General features: G+C 64.4%; 14 protein-coding genes. 12 read left to right on the plus strand and 2 right to left on the minus strand.

What is annotated here, in order from left to right; all coding sequences use genetic code 11:
• Position 1: 1 nt before the first annotated feature.
• The gene (locus B1756_RS02670; RefSeq protein ID WP_086887154.1) at positions 2 to 736 is read left to right on the plus strand and encodes a DUF8057 family protein; all 735 of its coding nucleotides are present in this window, start codon (positions 2 to 4) and stop codon (positions 734 to 736) included.
• 220 nt (positions 737 to 956) lie between these two features.
• Here B1756_RS02670 and cheA read toward each other — a convergent pair whose 3' ends face one another.
• Positions 957 to 3,008 (minus strand): chemotaxis protein CheA, encoded by a 2,052-nt coding sequence (gene cheA / locus B1756_RS02675; RefSeq protein ID WP_086887155.1) that lies wholly within the window; start codon positions 3,006 to 3,008, stop codon positions 957 to 959.
• Positions 2,996 to 4,057: a chemotaxis-specific protein-glutamate methyltransferase CheB gene (gene cheB / locus B1756_RS02680; RefSeq protein ID WP_086887156.1), complete on the minus strand. Its 1,062-nt coding sequence runs from the start codon at positions 4,055 to 4,057 to the stop codon at positions 2,996 to 2,998. Before cheB ends, cheA begins: the two co-directional genes overlap by 13 nt.
• A gap of 302 nt (positions 4,058 to 4,359) precedes the next feature.
• On the opposite strand from cheB, the gene B1756_RS02685 reads away from it, so the two are divergent.
• The 11 genes from B1756_RS02685 (at position 4,360) to B1756_RS02735 (ending at position 15,069) form a co-directional block, all read left to right on the plus strand.
• Complete coding sequence (locus B1756_RS02685) at positions 4,360 to 5,157, plus strand: ParA family protein (RefSeq protein WP_086887157.1); 798 nt, start codon at positions 4,360 to 4,362, stop codon at positions 5,155 to 5,157.
• Complete coding sequence (locus tag B1756_RS02690; protein ID WP_086887158.1) at positions 5,154 to 6,296, plus strand: chemotaxis protein CheW; 1,143 nt, start codon at positions 5,154 to 5,156, stop codon at positions 6,294 to 6,296. The genes B1756_RS02685 and B1756_RS02690 overlap by 4 nt, the downstream gene beginning before the upstream one ends.
• A 28-nt stretch (positions 6,297 to 6,324) precedes the next feature.
• A complete protein-coding gene (locus B1756_RS02695; RefSeq protein WP_086887159.1) occupies positions 6,325 to 6,765 on the plus strand; it encodes a chemotaxis protein CheW in 441 nt (146 codons plus the stop codon).
• 187 nt (positions 6,766 to 6,952) lie between these two features.
• Positions 6,953 to 8,527: a globin-coupled sensor protein gene (locus tag B1756_RS02700; protein ID WP_086887160.1), complete on the plus strand. Its 1,575-nt coding sequence runs from the start codon at positions 6,953 to 6,955 to the stop codon at positions 8,525 to 8,527.
• A 273-nt stretch (positions 8,528 to 8,800) separates the two neighbouring features.
• The gene (locus B1756_RS02705) at positions 8,801 to 9,682 is read left to right on the plus strand and encodes a CheF family chemotaxis protein (protein WP_086887161.1); all 882 of its coding nucleotides are present in this window, start codon (positions 8,801 to 8,803) and stop codon (positions 9,680 to 9,682) included.
• A gap of 147 nt (positions 9,683 to 9,829) precedes the next feature.
• The gene (gene cheY, locus B1756_RS02710; protein WP_086887162.1) at positions 9,830 to 10,186 is read left to right on the plus strand and encodes a chemotaxis protein CheY; all 357 of its coding nucleotides are present in this window, start codon (positions 9,830 to 9,832) and stop codon (positions 10,184 to 10,186) included.
• 8 nt (positions 10,187 to 10,194) lie between these two features.
• Complete coding sequence (locus tag B1756_RS02715; protein WP_086887163.1) at positions 10,195 to 11,403, plus strand: chemotaxis protein CheC; 1,209 nt, start codon at positions 10,195 to 10,197, stop codon at positions 11,401 to 11,403.
• Between the two features lie 120 nt (positions 11,404 to 11,523).
• Entirely contained in the window at positions 11,524 to 12,150 is a 627-nt protein-coding gene (locus tag B1756_RS02720) for a MinD/ParA family ATP-binding protein (RefSeq protein ID WP_086887164.1), read from the plus strand.
• The gene (locus tag B1756_RS02725; RefSeq protein ID WP_086887165.1) at positions 12,147 to 12,605 is read left to right on the plus strand and encodes a MinD/ParA family ATP-binding protein; all 459 of its coding nucleotides are present in this window, start codon (positions 12,147 to 12,149) and stop codon (positions 12,603 to 12,605) included. The genes B1756_RS02720 and B1756_RS02725 overlap by 4 nt, the downstream gene beginning before the upstream one ends.
• 146 nt (positions 12,606 to 12,751) lie before the next feature.
• Positions 12,752 to 13,603, plus strand: a complete 852-nt coding sequence (locus B1756_RS02730; protein WP_086887166.1) for an eIF2B alpha/beta/delta subunit family protein — start codon at positions 12,752 to 12,754, stop codon at positions 13,601 to 13,603.
• 299 nt (positions 13,604 to 13,902) lie between these two features.
• Complete coding sequence (locus B1756_RS02735) at positions 13,903 to 15,069, plus strand: Gfo/Idh/MocA family protein (protein WP_086890007.1); 1,167 nt, start codon at positions 13,903 to 13,905, stop codon at positions 15,067 to 15,069.
• Positions 15,070 to 15,236: the final 167 nt, after the last annotated feature.

Below are 15,236 nucleotides of genomic sequence, written 5' to 3' on the forward strand. Positions count from 1 at the left end.
GATGTACGAAGCTACCTTCGGCACCGACTGGGAGCGCATCGACGACCGCGACGAGGTCGTCTTCCGGGCCTACGCCATCGGCGTGGCGACGCGACTGGGCGAACCCCAGCCCGACGAACTCGAGGCGCTGCTCACACAGGTCGAGTCGGCATACGACCGCAGTTTCGTTCTGCTCGCGTTCCGCAAGGGCCGCGACGAGGCCGCAGCCGCCGATACCGACGACGACGAGACGATCTGGGAACAACTCGTCGAGGCCAAAAGCGGCATCGACCCGCTCGAGTGGGAGGAGATGACCGAGGCCGAGTGGAACGAACCCGATCCACTCCAGGACACAACGATTCCCGACGCACTCGACCGGTTCGACGTCGACTTCCTCCCGGCGGACAGCACCGCTGCCGTTCGCCGACCGTCGTTTCTCGAGCGCGAGAGCGGAGCATCCCCGTTCGGCGACAGCGAACGGTCTGTCTTCGGCCGACCGGTCGATGACCTCGCCGACGGGACGTCGACCTCGAACGACACGGCGTCCGGTCACGACGTCGCTGATCCGGACGCTGCCGACGCCCGCAACGGTGTAGACGGGGCGTCACCGCCAGACTCCGACGGAGCGACCGGCTCGAGTTCGGGTGCACGACCGGACGCGAGCGATGGGTCCGACCCGGGGGCGACGAACGGGTCGAACGCCGACGCTCGCTCGCGAAACGGCGGGCGTGATAGCGAGGGCTCGAGCGACAGCTGACGGGATCAGACGGTGCGCAATGTCGGAGAGTGGCTTTCTGTACTACTGATCACCGCATGACTCCGCTTGAGGGATCTGCGTACCGATCGCTGACGAGAAGTACCGATCACTGACGAGAGATCCTGTTCGATTCCAGAAGCCACCGTCGAACGTTCGAACAGGCGATTCTGCGATTCAGGCGAACTGCTGAGTCTGCGATACCAGTCGCGAACGCCCGGCCCTAGAGCGTGTCGACGTCGAGGATCATCACGACCTCACCCTCGCCGAGGACGGAGGCTCCGCTGATCCCCGGCGCGCCACTGAGGACGCCCTCGAACGGCTTGATGACGACCTCTTCCTGACCGACGACGTCCGTACACCGGAGACAGACCTGCCTGACGTCGTCTTTGATCCGGACGACCATGTCGTCTGCTGCGGGCTCGGTGTCTGGCACGTCGAGACGGTCGGCCAGCGAGAGCATCGGGTAGACCTTGCCGTCGTGGGTGACCGTCTGGCGGCCCTCGACCCGCTCGACGGTGACGTCCTCGAGCTCGGAGATTTCGTCGATGTTCTTGATCGGGACGCCGTACTTCTCGTCGCCGGCGGTGACGAACAGGACGCGAACGATGGCGACGCTCACCGGGAGCATCAGGGTGACGCTCGTGCCCGCGTTGGGTTCGCTCTCGACGTTGATCGAGCCGTCGACGCCGCGGACGACCTGGTTGACGACGTCCATCCCGACGCCGCGGCCGCTGACCTCCGTCACTTCCTCGGTCGTCGAGAATCCGGGGTGGAAGATCAGGTCGTACACCTCCGAATCGTCGAGGACGCGCCCTTCCTCCTCGGTGATGACGCCCTGATCGATCGCCTTCTGGCGGATCTCGTCGACGTCGAGGCCGCGACCGTCGTCCTGGACGGTCACGGACACGCGGTCGCGTTCGCGTTCGCCGATGAGCCTGATCGTCCCCTCGCGGGGCTTGCCCTTCTCCTCGCGTTCTTCCGGGGGCTCGATGCCGTGGTCGACCGCGTTCCGGATCAGGTGCATCAGGGGATCGCCCAGTTCGTTCAGGATCGAGCGATCCATCTCGATGTCGACGCCCTCCATCCGGAAGTCGATCTCCTTACCCTGCTTGCGCGAGATGTCCCTGACGACCCGCGGAAAGTTTCCGACGATCTTCTTCAGGGGCACCAGTCGGATCTCCAGCACCGTATCCTGCAGGCTGGCCGTGATCTTGCCGTGTTCCTCGAGTTCGTCTTCGGCCTCGACGAGGTCGTTTTCCTCGATGATCTTCCGGAGTTTGATCCGGCTGGTGACCATCTCCTCGACCTGATTGTACAGCTGGTCGACTTGCTCGACGTCGACGCGGATCGACTCGACCTCCTGGCTCGCCCGGGTCATCGCGGAGTCGGAACCGCCGCCGTCGTCGCTGGTTGCGTCCTCGTCGCTCCCGTCGTCCTCGTCTTCGGCTGCTGCGGCCACGACGTCGTCGGTGACGAGGCTGGCGCTCGCGTCTTCCAGGTACCGGTTTTCCCGGAAGAAACCGGCGACGTCGTCGGCGGTTGCCCCCTCGTCGGTGACGACGTAGACGTCGAACGCCCCGTCGAACTCGCCGGCCTCGATCGCCTCGTTATCCGGGTCCGTTCGAAGCAAATCGTACTCGTCGGTCGTCGAATCGAGGACGAACATCGCGTCGACGTGCTCCGAGCCGGAGGCTTCGAACACGAGCGTGGCCTGGACGACCTCGCGGTCTCCGAGTTCCGCGTCCACGTCGTCGGCGTCGACCTCGAGCGTCTCTGTGGCGTCCTCGAGGAGTTCTGCGGGCGCAATGTCGGGGCCAGCGGACTCGGTTTCGGCCGCTGGGCTCCCGTCTGCGTCGCCAGCATCGCCGTCGGCTGCATCCTCGCCGGCCTCGATCGACGACCGGATCTCTTCGATCGTCGCGCTCGGGTCGGTCTCGGTTTCACCGTCGTCGGAAATTTCTCTCACCATCTGGTCGAGCAGGTCGACGCCGCTAAAGATGAGGTCCATCCGCTCGCCGGTCACCGAGAGTTCCCCGTCGCGGATGCAATCGAGGAGGTCCTCGACGGCGTGGGCCATGTTGCTCGCGTCCGTGTAACCCATGACACCGAAGTTCCCCTTCAGGTTGTGGGCGACCCGAAACACCGTCTCGATCGCCTCGGAGTTTTCGGGATCGTCGGCGTCCTCGAGTTCCAGTAGCGCGTTGTTTAGGCTCTGGATGTCCTCCTGACTCTCCTGGACGAAGGTGCTGGTCGGATCGCTCATCCGGACCACCCCCGGAACGCGTTCGTGATCCCTTCGGCGAGTCGGTCTTTGGGCAAGACCATGTCGAGGTCGACCTGTTCGGCGGCGACCTTCGGCATCCCGTAGACGCGCGAGGTCGCTTCGTCCTGCGCGATGGCCTTCCCACCGGCTGCTTTGATCGCCGCGAGGCCGTCGGCCCCGTCGGCCCCCATGCCGGTCATGACGACGCCGAGGAGGTTACCGTCGACGCGTTCGGCCGCTGTCTCCATCGTGACGTCGATCGCGGGTTTCACGTTGTGTCGCTTCGGGCCGTCGTCGTGGTCGACGACGACCGAACCGTTCCGGAAACCGGTAACCGCGAGGTGGGTGCCGCCTTTCGCGAGCACGGCCTCACCGGGACCGATCCGTTCACGGCCCGACGATTCTCGAAGTTCGTAATCTGTACGGTCGTTGAGACGCGATGCAAATCGTCCCGTGTAATGGTCTGCCATGTGTTGTACCACCAGAATTCGCAACCCCGCTCGTTTGGGGAGCTCCGCCAGGACTCGTTCGACGACCCGCGGGCCGCCGGTCGAAGCGCCGATGATCACCGTCGGATCGTTCGGGAACTCGTCGTCGACGTCGATCGTCGGCGTCTGGGCGGTGCGAGTGCGTCGCCCCGTCGGTTCGGATTCCTCTCTCGAGACGTCCGCCCCGGCGACCGCGCAAACGCGCTCGACGATTTCGTCCTGTTGACTCCAGATGTCGACGGAGTTGTCTCCGGAGGGCTTGGCGATGAAGTCGACGGCCCCCTTCTCGAGGGCCTCGAAGGTCGCGTCGGCGTTCCGGGTCGTGTGGGAGCTGATGACGAGCATCGGCGTTGGATTCTCTGCCATCACCTCCTCGATGACCTCGTGACCGGTCTTGCGAGGCATCTGGATGTCGATCGTCGCGACGTCCGGTTCGAGCCGGTCGATCGCCTCGACTGCCTCGACACCGTCTTTCGCTCGGCCGACGACCTCGATACCCCCGTCTTCGAGGATCCTGCCGAGCGTTTCGCGCATGACCGCCGAGTCGTCCGCGATGACTGCTCGAACCATCAGGACGCAGCTTCGTTTCGCGGGTTCCTCGTCGGCCGACGCACACCGACCCCTGCCCTCGAGCCGTCGACGTCCGCCGTCCGGCGGACGGTGCCGACGACCGATTCGCTGACTGCCATGGCGATGGATTGTGATGATCCCTGCATAAAGAATGCGGCCAACACCGTGGCACTCGAGGTCCGGTTGCCCGAGGTACCCTCAGTACGACGGCCCCCTCGTCGCGCAGGCGCGTTCACGTCACGTTCCGAGAGGGTCTGTTGGCCGTGTGAGTTATGTAGGCAGAATCGAAACGATCCACGCAGATGGCGGGATCTGCACGGCTCTGTGTGACGAATCAAAAGGGAGGCGTCGGGAAGACGACCGTGGCGATCAACCTCGCCGGAGGCCTGAACGAACGCGGTCACGACGTGCTCTTCGTCGACCTTGACCCACAGGGTAACGCGACGGAAGGGCTCGGCCTGCTCGAGGCCTACGACGCGGAACCGCCGACGCTTCTCGACGCGCTCGTAGAGCCGTCGGCCGTCTCCCCGTCGGAACTCGTCTACGACCACCCCGAGATGGACGTCGTCCCGAGTAACATCGACATGAACGCCGCCGAGTCAGCGCTGGGCGGCGAATCGGACGGCGAGACCAGACTCGAGCCGCTGCTCGAGAGCCTGGAGGAAGACGGTGACTACGACGTCGTCGTGGTCGACTGTCCGCCCTACCTCGGGCTCGTCACCGACAACGCGTTGCTCGCGACCGAGAACGTGGTCGTTCCGGCGCTGGCCGAACCGACGAGCAAGCGCTCGCTCGAACTCCTGTTCGACTACGTCGGCGCACTCGAGATGGATCACGACGTGCAGATCGAACCCCGCGTCCTCGTCGCCAACCGCGTCGAGAACACCAAGGAAGCTGATCACATGATCGACTGGTTCGAAGAGGCTCTGCCTGACGTCCCGCTGTATCGCATTCGAAAGCGCGTCGCGCTCCAGCGGGCGTTCGCCGACGGCCGGTCGATCTTCGGCGTCGAGGAGGAGACCGACATGCAGTCGGTCTTCCTCGAGATAGCCGCGACGATCGAAGAGACGGTCTTCGAGGCCACGGAGGTGCCAGCGTGACCGACGATCGCGCACGCCGAATCCGGAACCTGCGAAAGCGGACGGGCGGTCGCGGTGACGACGACGCAGCCTCCGGGGACGACGACGGAACGGACGGACCTGACGCTGGCGACGAGGAAACGGCCGAGTCGCCGGGCGACGAGCCCGTGAAGACCGACGGAAACGGCGAGGACGTGGCTGGCGACGAGTCAGATGACGGTGGCGACGGGACCGACGACGAGTCGTCGAGACCTGAGGACACCGACGATTCGTCGACGTCCGTTCCCGAAGACGACGTCGAACTCGAGTACTCGAGCGACGCTGCGGCGGACGCCGACTCCGGCGGAGACTCGGACGGTTCAGTCGCGACTGAGCACGACGTGGACCACGCCGACGGGGCCGAGGGGAGCGAGGCGTCGGCAGGCACCGGGTCAGCCGGGACGACAGTCGCCGCGGCAGCCGAGACGGCGGCAGTGGCGAGTCCGGGTGCCAGTACGTCCGTCGGCGACGGACTGAAACCGATGGTCGAGACGGCCGACGCTTCCGACTCGCCGTTCGGTGGCGCGATCGCCAGCGAGGACGTCCTTTCTGACTTCGTCGACGACGTCGGCACCGGCGAAACGGACGCCATCGGTGGCGGGGCCAGCGGCCAAAGCGCGTCCGTCTTCGACCGCGACGACAGCCTCGTCGCCACGACCCACGAGGACGACACGATCCAGATGCTCGAGTTCTACCTGAACGACGATCGCTACGCGATCGAAATCGAGCGGATCAGCGCCATCGTCGAGATGAAGCGGATCACGCGGTTCCCACGTGGACCCGAGGCGATCGACGGCGTCACTGACCTTCGCGGTGAGATCACCGCCGTCCTCGATCCGACGGCGATGCTCGACGTCGACCGCAGCGAACTCTCCGACGATCACTACATCGTCGTCCTGGAGCGCGACGACGACAAGCAGAAACTCGGCATTCGCGTCACCGACGTCCTGCAGGCAGTCACCTACCGGGAGTCACAGATCGACGAGACGGCCAGCGTAATGGACGCCGCCGGCGATCACGCCCACGAGTTCGTAAACGGCATCGTCAAGAAAACGACCGACGGGCGGACCGAACTCGTCACGTGGCTCGACGTCGACTCGATCATCGAGAACACGGAATAGGTCCCCGACCAGACACATATCCCACGCCATGGCAACTACGAACCCGAACCAGACCGCGACAGCCAGCACGCACGTTCTCGAGTTCGATCTCGGGGACAACCGCTACTGCGTCGACATCGGCTACATCGCAGAGATCGTCAACACCGACGAACTGACGCCGATCCCGAACACACCACCGCACATCGAGGGCGTGATGGACCTCCGCGGAGAGACGACGAAGATCGTCAACCTCCGCAAGATCTTCGACGATCAGACCGACCGGGAGGAACTCGGTGACCGCATCGTCGTCTTCAAACGCCGGCGCGACTCGAGCGAGCGGATCGGCTGGCTCGCCGACGAGGTCCACCAGGTCCGCGAACTGCAGACCGACCTCGTCGACACGTCCGTCGAGGGGTCCCAGATCGCAGGGATCGTGCGCCGGGACGACCGGTTCGTCCTCTGGATCGATCCGACAGCGGTCCGCGTCTAGAACGGTTCAGTAGTGTGAGACACTGGCGTGGGTTCGTCCACCCGCGTGGCGAGCACTGATTTTGGATTGACCGAGACGTGCCGAGGTAGGGTCGCTAGGTGGTTCCCGTTCGGAACCGTGATGAACGTGCGATAGTGTTCGGTCTGGGCCAGCAGATATTTACAAAAACCCCCGCATTAATTGCTCAATGAGTCGCGGTTCCCCGACGGCCAAAATTACTGATACGAATCGACAACAGGTAGACGGCGAGACGCTCACCGACGAACTGGGCATCGATCGGCGAGAGATCGACTGGCGAAAGGAGTTCGCCCGGTTCGACGAGTCAGACGCAGCCCGACTCGAGTCGATGTCGCCCCTCTTCGACGACATCGCCGAGGACCTCGTCGACGAGTTCTACGATCACCTCGAGTCGACGGCGGAATCGGCTGCGATCATCGAGTCCTCCTCGAAGCAAGTCAACCAGCTCAAACGGACCCAGCACCAGTACCTGACCGACCTCGGCAACGGCGAGTACGGCCAGTCGTACTTCGACCAGCGAGCACGCATCGGAAAGATCCACGACATGCTCGATCTAGGGCCGAAATTCTATCTCGGGGCCTACACGCTCTACTACGAGGGGATTCTTGACGCGGTCTGTGAGGACGCGATGGACCAGCTGGCCGAGCGGGCGATCGACCACGGACAGGAGTCGGCCGACGGGGACGTCGGAGACGCTGCTGCTGAATCCGGAACCGCGGGCGAGGAGATGGTCTCGCTGGAGGACGCTCGAGCGGTCGTCGACGAGGGAATGGCTGACGTTCTCGCCGTGTTGAAACTGCTCTCGCTCGACCAGCAGATCGCGATGGACACCTACATCCACTCCTACGCGGACGTCGAGGCCGAACTCGAGCGTCGGACCGAAGTCGCGGAGAACGTGACCGACTCCATCGGCGAGGTTCGCGACCGCTCGCTGGACGTTGAGGAGCGCTCGAGCGAGATCAGCGCGCTCGCGAGCGAGCAGTCCGACTCGATGACGGAGGTCGCATCGGAGGTGTCGAACCTGTCGGCGACGGTCGAGGAGATCGCTTCCAACGCCGAGACGGTCAGCGACACGAGCGAACGCGCCGAGTCGATCGCCAACGAGACGACGGAGACGGCGGAGACGGCGATCGAGAAGATGGAGAGCGTCGAGGCGGCCGCCAACGACGTCACCGAGGACGTCGAGGACCTCCGGGAGGGCGTCGGGCAGATCGAAGACGTCGTCGACGTGATCAACGACATCGCCGACCAGACGAACCTGCTCGCGCTGAACGCCTCGATCGAGGCCGCGACGGCGGGTGAAGCCGGGGCTGGCTTCGCGGTCGTCGCCGACGAGGTGAAATCACTCGCCGAGGAGTCCCAGGAGGAGGCCGCGACGATCGAGCGCCTCGTCGACGACATCCGGGAGGACACACGCGAGACCGTTGAGAGCCTCGAGGAAGCCAACGAGGAGATATCGGAGGGCGTCGAGCGCGTCGAGGAGACCGTCGAGAACCTCTCGCGGATCGAGGGGACGATCGCCGACGCCAACGCGGGGATCCAGGAGGTGGCGATCGCGACCGACGATCAGGCCGCCAGCACCGAAGAGGTCGCCAGCGTGACCGACGACGCGATGAGCAAGGCCCAGACGGTCGCCGAGGACGTCGCCAAGATCGCCCGGGCGAACGAGGAACTTCGGGAGGCGATCACCGAGATCGAATCCGAGGTCACGCGCCTGACCGACCGTGCCGACGACGCCCAGTGACGACAAGCCCACGGCCCCCGATACGTCACCGGGCCATCGTCACCTCGCCGACTCGAGTGCTGTTCTGGAGATACGTTATTCGTCGTGAACTGACCGACGGGTAGTGATGGAGCACGCTCGAGTGACGCCACGCCGGAACGATCGGGATTTTGTACTCCGGTGTCGGGGATATAATGAGTATTGGTAAAGAGATATATACGTTCAGTTCACACTGTTGGATAACCAGTAGCGGTGTGCGTCTCGCCCCACACGGCACCGTCTCGAGGGGAGTGTATGACCGAGGATATCGTCGCCGACTTCACGAGCAGGTTCTTCCTGAACAGTGGCGACGACGGCGATGGGGCACCGACGAACGGGCGCGTCGTAATGACGCGGAAACGGCTCGTCCTCGCGACGACCGACGACAAGACGACCATCGCGCTCTCGAACGTCGTCGACGTCAACGTTGGCTCGGTTCCCGCTCACGTCAAACAGTTCTTCGACGATACGGTGACGATCGGTTTCAAAGGGCCAACCGGGATCCAGAGTGCCGTCATCGAGAGCGAGGGGGACACTCTGGAGACGTTCGTCGCGATCCTGTTCCGGTGCCTGCTGAACGGGCGAACGGTGGCCGTCAAACACCCGGCACGGGTCGGTGGGCGGGTCAAGAACACGTCCGTTCGGAAGGGCAAACTCCGGATCAAGAAGCGCTCGATCGAGGTGACGACGGCCGGTTCGGACGATCCCGTGTCGATCGACGTCGAGAGCGTGATGAACATCGGCCGGTCGAACAGACTCGGTGACGACGATCGCGTCACTCTCGTCGTCAAGTGGATCGACGACGGTGGCCTCACGTCGACGACCCTGATCGCCCCGGCGAAGAGTCAATACGTGAATCTGCTCGCCCGGTTCCTCCGCCTCGAGTTCGACGACTTGCGGGAGGAAGTCGAGGACGTCGAGCTATCGGACCCAGAAAAGCGGGTGCTCGTCAGCGTTCACGCGACCGGTGGCGACATCGACTTCACGAACCTCCTCGACGGCGATCCGGCCTACGTCACCAACGTCCTCAACTCGGTGAAGAACAAGGACCTCATCGTCGAGAACGGCGACGGCATCTCGCTGACCGCGAAGGGACGAATCATCGTGAGCCAGCGCATCGAAGACGTCAACGTTTGATACGATTCCTATCACGCTGTAGAGAACGTTTCCAGAACGGCGACGAATTTCGACGAACGCAGTCTCGAGTGGCCGTCCACGATCGACCTTTCGACTGTCACCTTTTTGGTCAACATCATTAAGTCATCCCGGTGTATTCACCCGCCTATGGATGTGCTGATCACAGACGATTCTGGGTTTATGCGTGATCTCCTCCGGGAAATTCTCGAGGAAGAACACACCGTCGTCGGCGAGGCTGAAAACGGCGTGGAAGCGGTCGAACTGTACCAGGAGAAACAGCCCGACATCGTCTTCATGGATATCGTGATGCCGATCAAAGACGGTATCGAGGCGACCGGCGAGATCACCGACATGGATCCGGACGCGACGGTCGTGATGTGTACGAGCGTCGAGCAGGCCGAGCAGATGAAAGAGTCGATCAAAGCCGGCGCCGAGGGATACATCACGAAGCCGTTCCAGAAGGAGAGTGTCCTAGAAGAGATAAACAGCATCGCAGCCGACTGAGCCTTCCCATGGAAATCGATATCCGCGAGCTCGAGACCTACCAGACGCTCGCCCACGACGGTGCACAGTCGGCCGCCCAGTCACTCTCACAGCTTACCGGGATCAGTACGCACGTCCAGGTCACCGACGTGTCCCTGATGTCTCCATCGAGTCTGAGCTACGAGTTCATCGGCGACGAGTTCGCCGGCGTCAACATCGATCTGACCGGCGAGATCGCCGGCGAGGTCGTCCTCGCGTTCGACGAGCAGGGACGACGGGCGATCACCGAGACGCTCGTCCCGGCCGACGACCCCGAGAAGCAAAAGAGTTCGATCAAGGAGGTCGGCAACATCATGACCAGCGGCTTCGTCGACGGCTGGGCGAACTACCTCGAGGCCAAGATCAAGAGTTCGCCACCGACCTACATCGAAGGGACGGGAAGCGACATCCTCCCGACGTCCGCGAGCGAGGGCGACACCCACCTGTTCGTCTTCCGCAGTCGCGTCGAAGCCTCCAAGGACTCGAGCACCGATCCGATCGACTTCCGGATCCTCCTCGTCCCGGATTCGGCATCACTCGAGCGGTCGCTCCAGCCAAAGACGGAAAACATCGTCTCGCTGGAAAAGCTCGAGGTATTCAACGAGATGACCAAGGAAGGTGCCGAGAAGTCGGCCCAGAACATCTCCTCGATGACAGGGATCGAAACCACGGTCAACGTGAGTCGGCTGAGCCTGGTGCCGATCGAGGACATCCCCAACCGGGTCGGGAGCAAGCGGTTCGTCGGCACCGTCATGGAGTTCCGAGGGAAACTCGGCGGCTTCCTCGTGATCCTGTTCGACCAGCCCTCGGGACGTGCCGTCGTGGACTCGCTCGTGCCGATGGAGACCGACGGCGACTGGGGCGAGATGGAACAGGGTGCCCTGCGAGAACTCGGCAACATCATGACCAGCGGCTTCGTCGACGGCTGGGCGAACGTTCTCAACGCCGAGATCAAACACTCGCCCCCGGAGTTCGTCGCTGACACTGGTGCCTCGGTCCTGCGACCGATCACGGCCCAGATCGCCGAGACCGACGACCACGCGTTCATGCTGGACTCGAACATCCAGACCGACTCCGACCAGGTGTTCACCTGCCAGATGCTCGCGCTCCCACGCCGGGACGAACTCGAGGACGCCCTCGACGACCTGCTGCTCGAGAACGCAGAGAACACGGAAGTCAACCCAGAAGACCTCTTCTGAGCATTTTCGACCACTCACTGACTCTCCTCCTCTCCCGACCGGCAGTGTCCTGCACTCCTCGACCAGTATTCGACCCGAACGACCGTCGGGTTCAAAAGGGAAGGCGCGGCCAGTGGCGGCATGATCGCCATCGCCGGCTCCAAAGGGAGGTGTGGAACCCCCACGGTGACCCTCGGCATCGCCGAGGCACTCGGCCGCACAGACACGCCCGTCGTGGCCATCGACGCCGACAGACAGCTGCCGAACCTCCACGTCCTGACCGACTGCGACCGCTCGCCGACGGCCGCCGACCGCGTGGACGGTGCGGACGTGACGACTGTCGCCCAGCGCCATCCCCGCGACGCTCACGTCGGGGTCGTCCCCGCGCCGCGCCCCGGGGAAGCGTTCGACTTCGGCGCGCTCCCAGCGGCCACACCCGATGGCATCCAGGTGCTGGTCGACTGCCCGTCCGGTGCCGGACCAGACGTCGTCGACCCGCTCGAGTCCGCACGCGGGATGATCGCCGTCACGACGCCCACGGAACGCGGCCTCGAGGCCGCCGAGACGACCCTCGAGATGGCCCGACGGCTACGGGTTCCCGTCTACGGCGTCGTCTGTAACCGGTGTACGGATCCGCCCGGGAGAGTCACACGATGGGACGGCGTGGCGGTTCTCGGCTGCGTGCCCGAACGGACCTCGACGCTCGAAAGCGAGGACGTCGCGGCGGCGTTCGACGACGCCTCGAGCGGGAGTTCGGACGGGTCGTGATCGACTGCCCCGTCGGACTGGCTCGCGACGTCGGGGTGGTGCTCGCGTGTAGCGACCTCGCAGTCCTCGTAACGGTTCCCGAACGTCCGGCGCTGGTCGACGGACTCCGGACCGGACGGCTCGCCACGGAACTCGGAAGCCCGGTCGCGGCCATCGCACTCAACCTGGTCACCCGGGATTGCGACGACCGGTTCGCCGAGTGGCTCACAGCGCACGTGGGAAGCGACGTGACGACGATCGAGCGCGACGACGCCGTCGCGCAGTCCCGGTGGCTGCCAGTTGCCGAGGTCGACTCGAGCGTTCGCGCTGTCGAGGCCTACCGATCGATCGCCGAACGCCTTCGACGGACCCACGATCGGTTCGCGAATCGACGCGGTGTGATACAGACCGATAGCGCATACCTCCGTCTTCAGGCGCGGGAGGAGGTCAGGGGTCCATCCTGCAGTAGTCGGTGAAACGAGTTACTCACCGCTCGCACTCGAGCGGGAGTGCACTGACGTTCGACGACTGCGATACCCACGTCGAGGTGACTCCAGCCCCCGCGTCTCGAGGCGTCTGAATACCCGGAACACCTTTTGCCCTCACGGGAATCCACTCGAGTATGATCGACGAGACGGTCGAGGAGATATCGGAGATGCAGACCCACAGCTCCTCGGTGGTCGCGGTCACCGCCACCCGTGCCCTAGAGGAGTTACTCGAGCGGGAGTTCGCGACGCTCGAGGAGTATTTGCGGTCGCTCGAACGGAACGGGTCCGTGCTTCGGCGAGCGAATCCCTCGCACGCCGCACTCCAGAACGCCGTCAGGGAGGTTGTCTCCGAGGTAACGGAGGCCGACCCCGCCGACGTCGCCGAAGCGAAAGCACTCACGCAAGAGCGGATCGACGCGGTCGTCTCCCGCGTCGAGTCCGGCAAGACGCTCGCCGCGGAGAACGCTGCGGCGATGCTGGCAGATGGCGAGACGTTGCTGACCCACGACTACTCTTCGACCGTCCTCGAGGCGATCGAGCAGGCGACGGCGGAGGGAAAACGCTTCGAGGTGTACGTCACCGAGGCCCGGCCCCGATTCATCGGCCGGAAGACCGCCCGCGCGCTGGCCGACGTCGAGGGCGTCGAGGCGACGCTCATCACCGACAGCGCCAACGGCGTCTATCTCGAGGAGTGCGACCGGGTCGTCGTCGGCATGGACTGCATCGTCGACGACACGCTTTACAATCGGGTCGGGACCTTCCCCATCGCATCGACGGCGGCCCAGCTCGACGTCCCGGTGACCGTCGTCGGGTCGGCCGCCAAGATCGTCAGCGAAGGGTTCGTCTTCGAACCCGACTACCGCTCCGGAAGCGAGGTAATGCTCGAGCCAAGCGAGGGCTTCGACGTCGAAAACCCGGCGTACGACGCGACGCCGGTCTCCTTGCTCGAGAGCGTCGTGACCGACGAGGGACGGGTCGAGTTCTGAGCATCTGTCCTGAATCTCGAGGAGACATTCACCGTCTGGATACTTTTGGGCCGTAATTGAAGGAAAAACTGTCATATTGCTCGCCTGTACAGATTATTCGTTCATAACGCTTATTTCGACTCCCGACTGGGTACCTCCATGGAACCAGGTTCTCACACGCAACTGACCACGGACTCGTGTCTCTCCTGTCGATCAGGGCGTTCGCTTCCGGCTCTCGAGGGTGGTTCTCGGTGATCGGTTCGGACGCCGCGTCCGCTCGTGGCTACGACGTCGGCATCGGAATCATCGGACTCGGGGGGATGGGAAGCCTTCACGCGAGCACGCTCGAGCAACTCGGGGCCGACGTGGTCGCGGGGGCGGACCTCGTCGAGCGTCAACGAACGCGATTCGCCGCCGAGTACGACGCTCGAACCTACGAGACCCACGATGGATTACTCACGGACGACGCCGTCGACGCCGTCGTCGTCACGACGCCCAACCGGTTCCACGAACCCATCGCCGTGGCCGCCCTCGAGACGGGCCGTGACGTTCTCGTCGAGAAACCGCTCGCTCACTCTCTCGAGAGCGCAGAGCGGATCGCCGCGGCCGCGGCCGACTCTGCGGGCACACTGATGGTCGGCTTTCACAACCGCTATGCGGCCTCCATGCTGCTGTTCCAGCAGTACCGCAAACGTGGACGGTTCGGGGACCTGACACACGTCGAGGCCAACTACGTTCGCCGACGTGGCGTTCCGGGGCCGGGCTCGTGGTTCACCGACCCGGACCTCGCTGGCGGCGGCGCGCTGCTCGACATCGGCGTCCACGCATTGGATCTGGCCCTCTACGCGCTCGACTTTCCGGAGGTCACCGAGGTGACGGGCGTCACCCGGACGACGTTCGGTTCGAAACCCGATTACGCCGACCCGGACGGGTTCGGAACCGACTGGGATGGCCAGAACGAAACCTACGAGGTCGACGACTCGGTCAGCGCCTTCCTCCGGACGGCCGACGGACAGACGATCACCCTCGAGGCCGCCTGGGCGACTAATCGCGAAGAGAGCATGGACGTTCGCATCCGGGGGACCGACGCCGGCGCGCAGTTCGACGTCGGTGACACGAACCTGACGATCCTCGAGGCCGGAACCGTCGGCACCGACCACTACGCCGATGCCGAACTCACGGGCGATCCGACGGCGACCGGCTACGAAGACCAGGACCGGGCGTTCCTCGAGGCCATCCGAACGGGGAGCGAGCCGGAGACCAACACGCTCGAGGAGGCGCTGCTCGTCCAGCGGGTCATCGACGCCATCTACCGCTCGAGCGAACTCGGCCGGGCCGTCGAGGTCCCGCCCGCTCGTGACGCCGCTACAGCGGAGCCCGCTTCGGCCGCAGGTTCGACGACCGAGACCGACGCCCACTCCAGTTCGGCTGCGGAAACGGACGGCGACGGCGAAGCAGACGTAGACGAGTGTCCGGCGGTCGACTGACAGTAGTCATCGGTTCGGCGTCTCGGCACGACCGAAATCGGGACGGGACGTTCGATTCGGAATCGTAGCGACGCGACTCGAGCGACGCGCAGTTCAGGACGACTGGACACGCGACCCGGGGGTGGCGTGTTTACGGTGGGAGCCGTTTTGCAGGAGACAGCCGCTGC

Origin of the sequence: Natrarchaeobaculum aegyptiacum, from assembly GCF_002156705.1 — an archaeon.
GTDB lineage: Archaea > Halobacteriota > Halobacteria > Halobacteriales > Natrialbaceae > Natrarchaeobaculum > Natrarchaeobaculum aegyptiacum.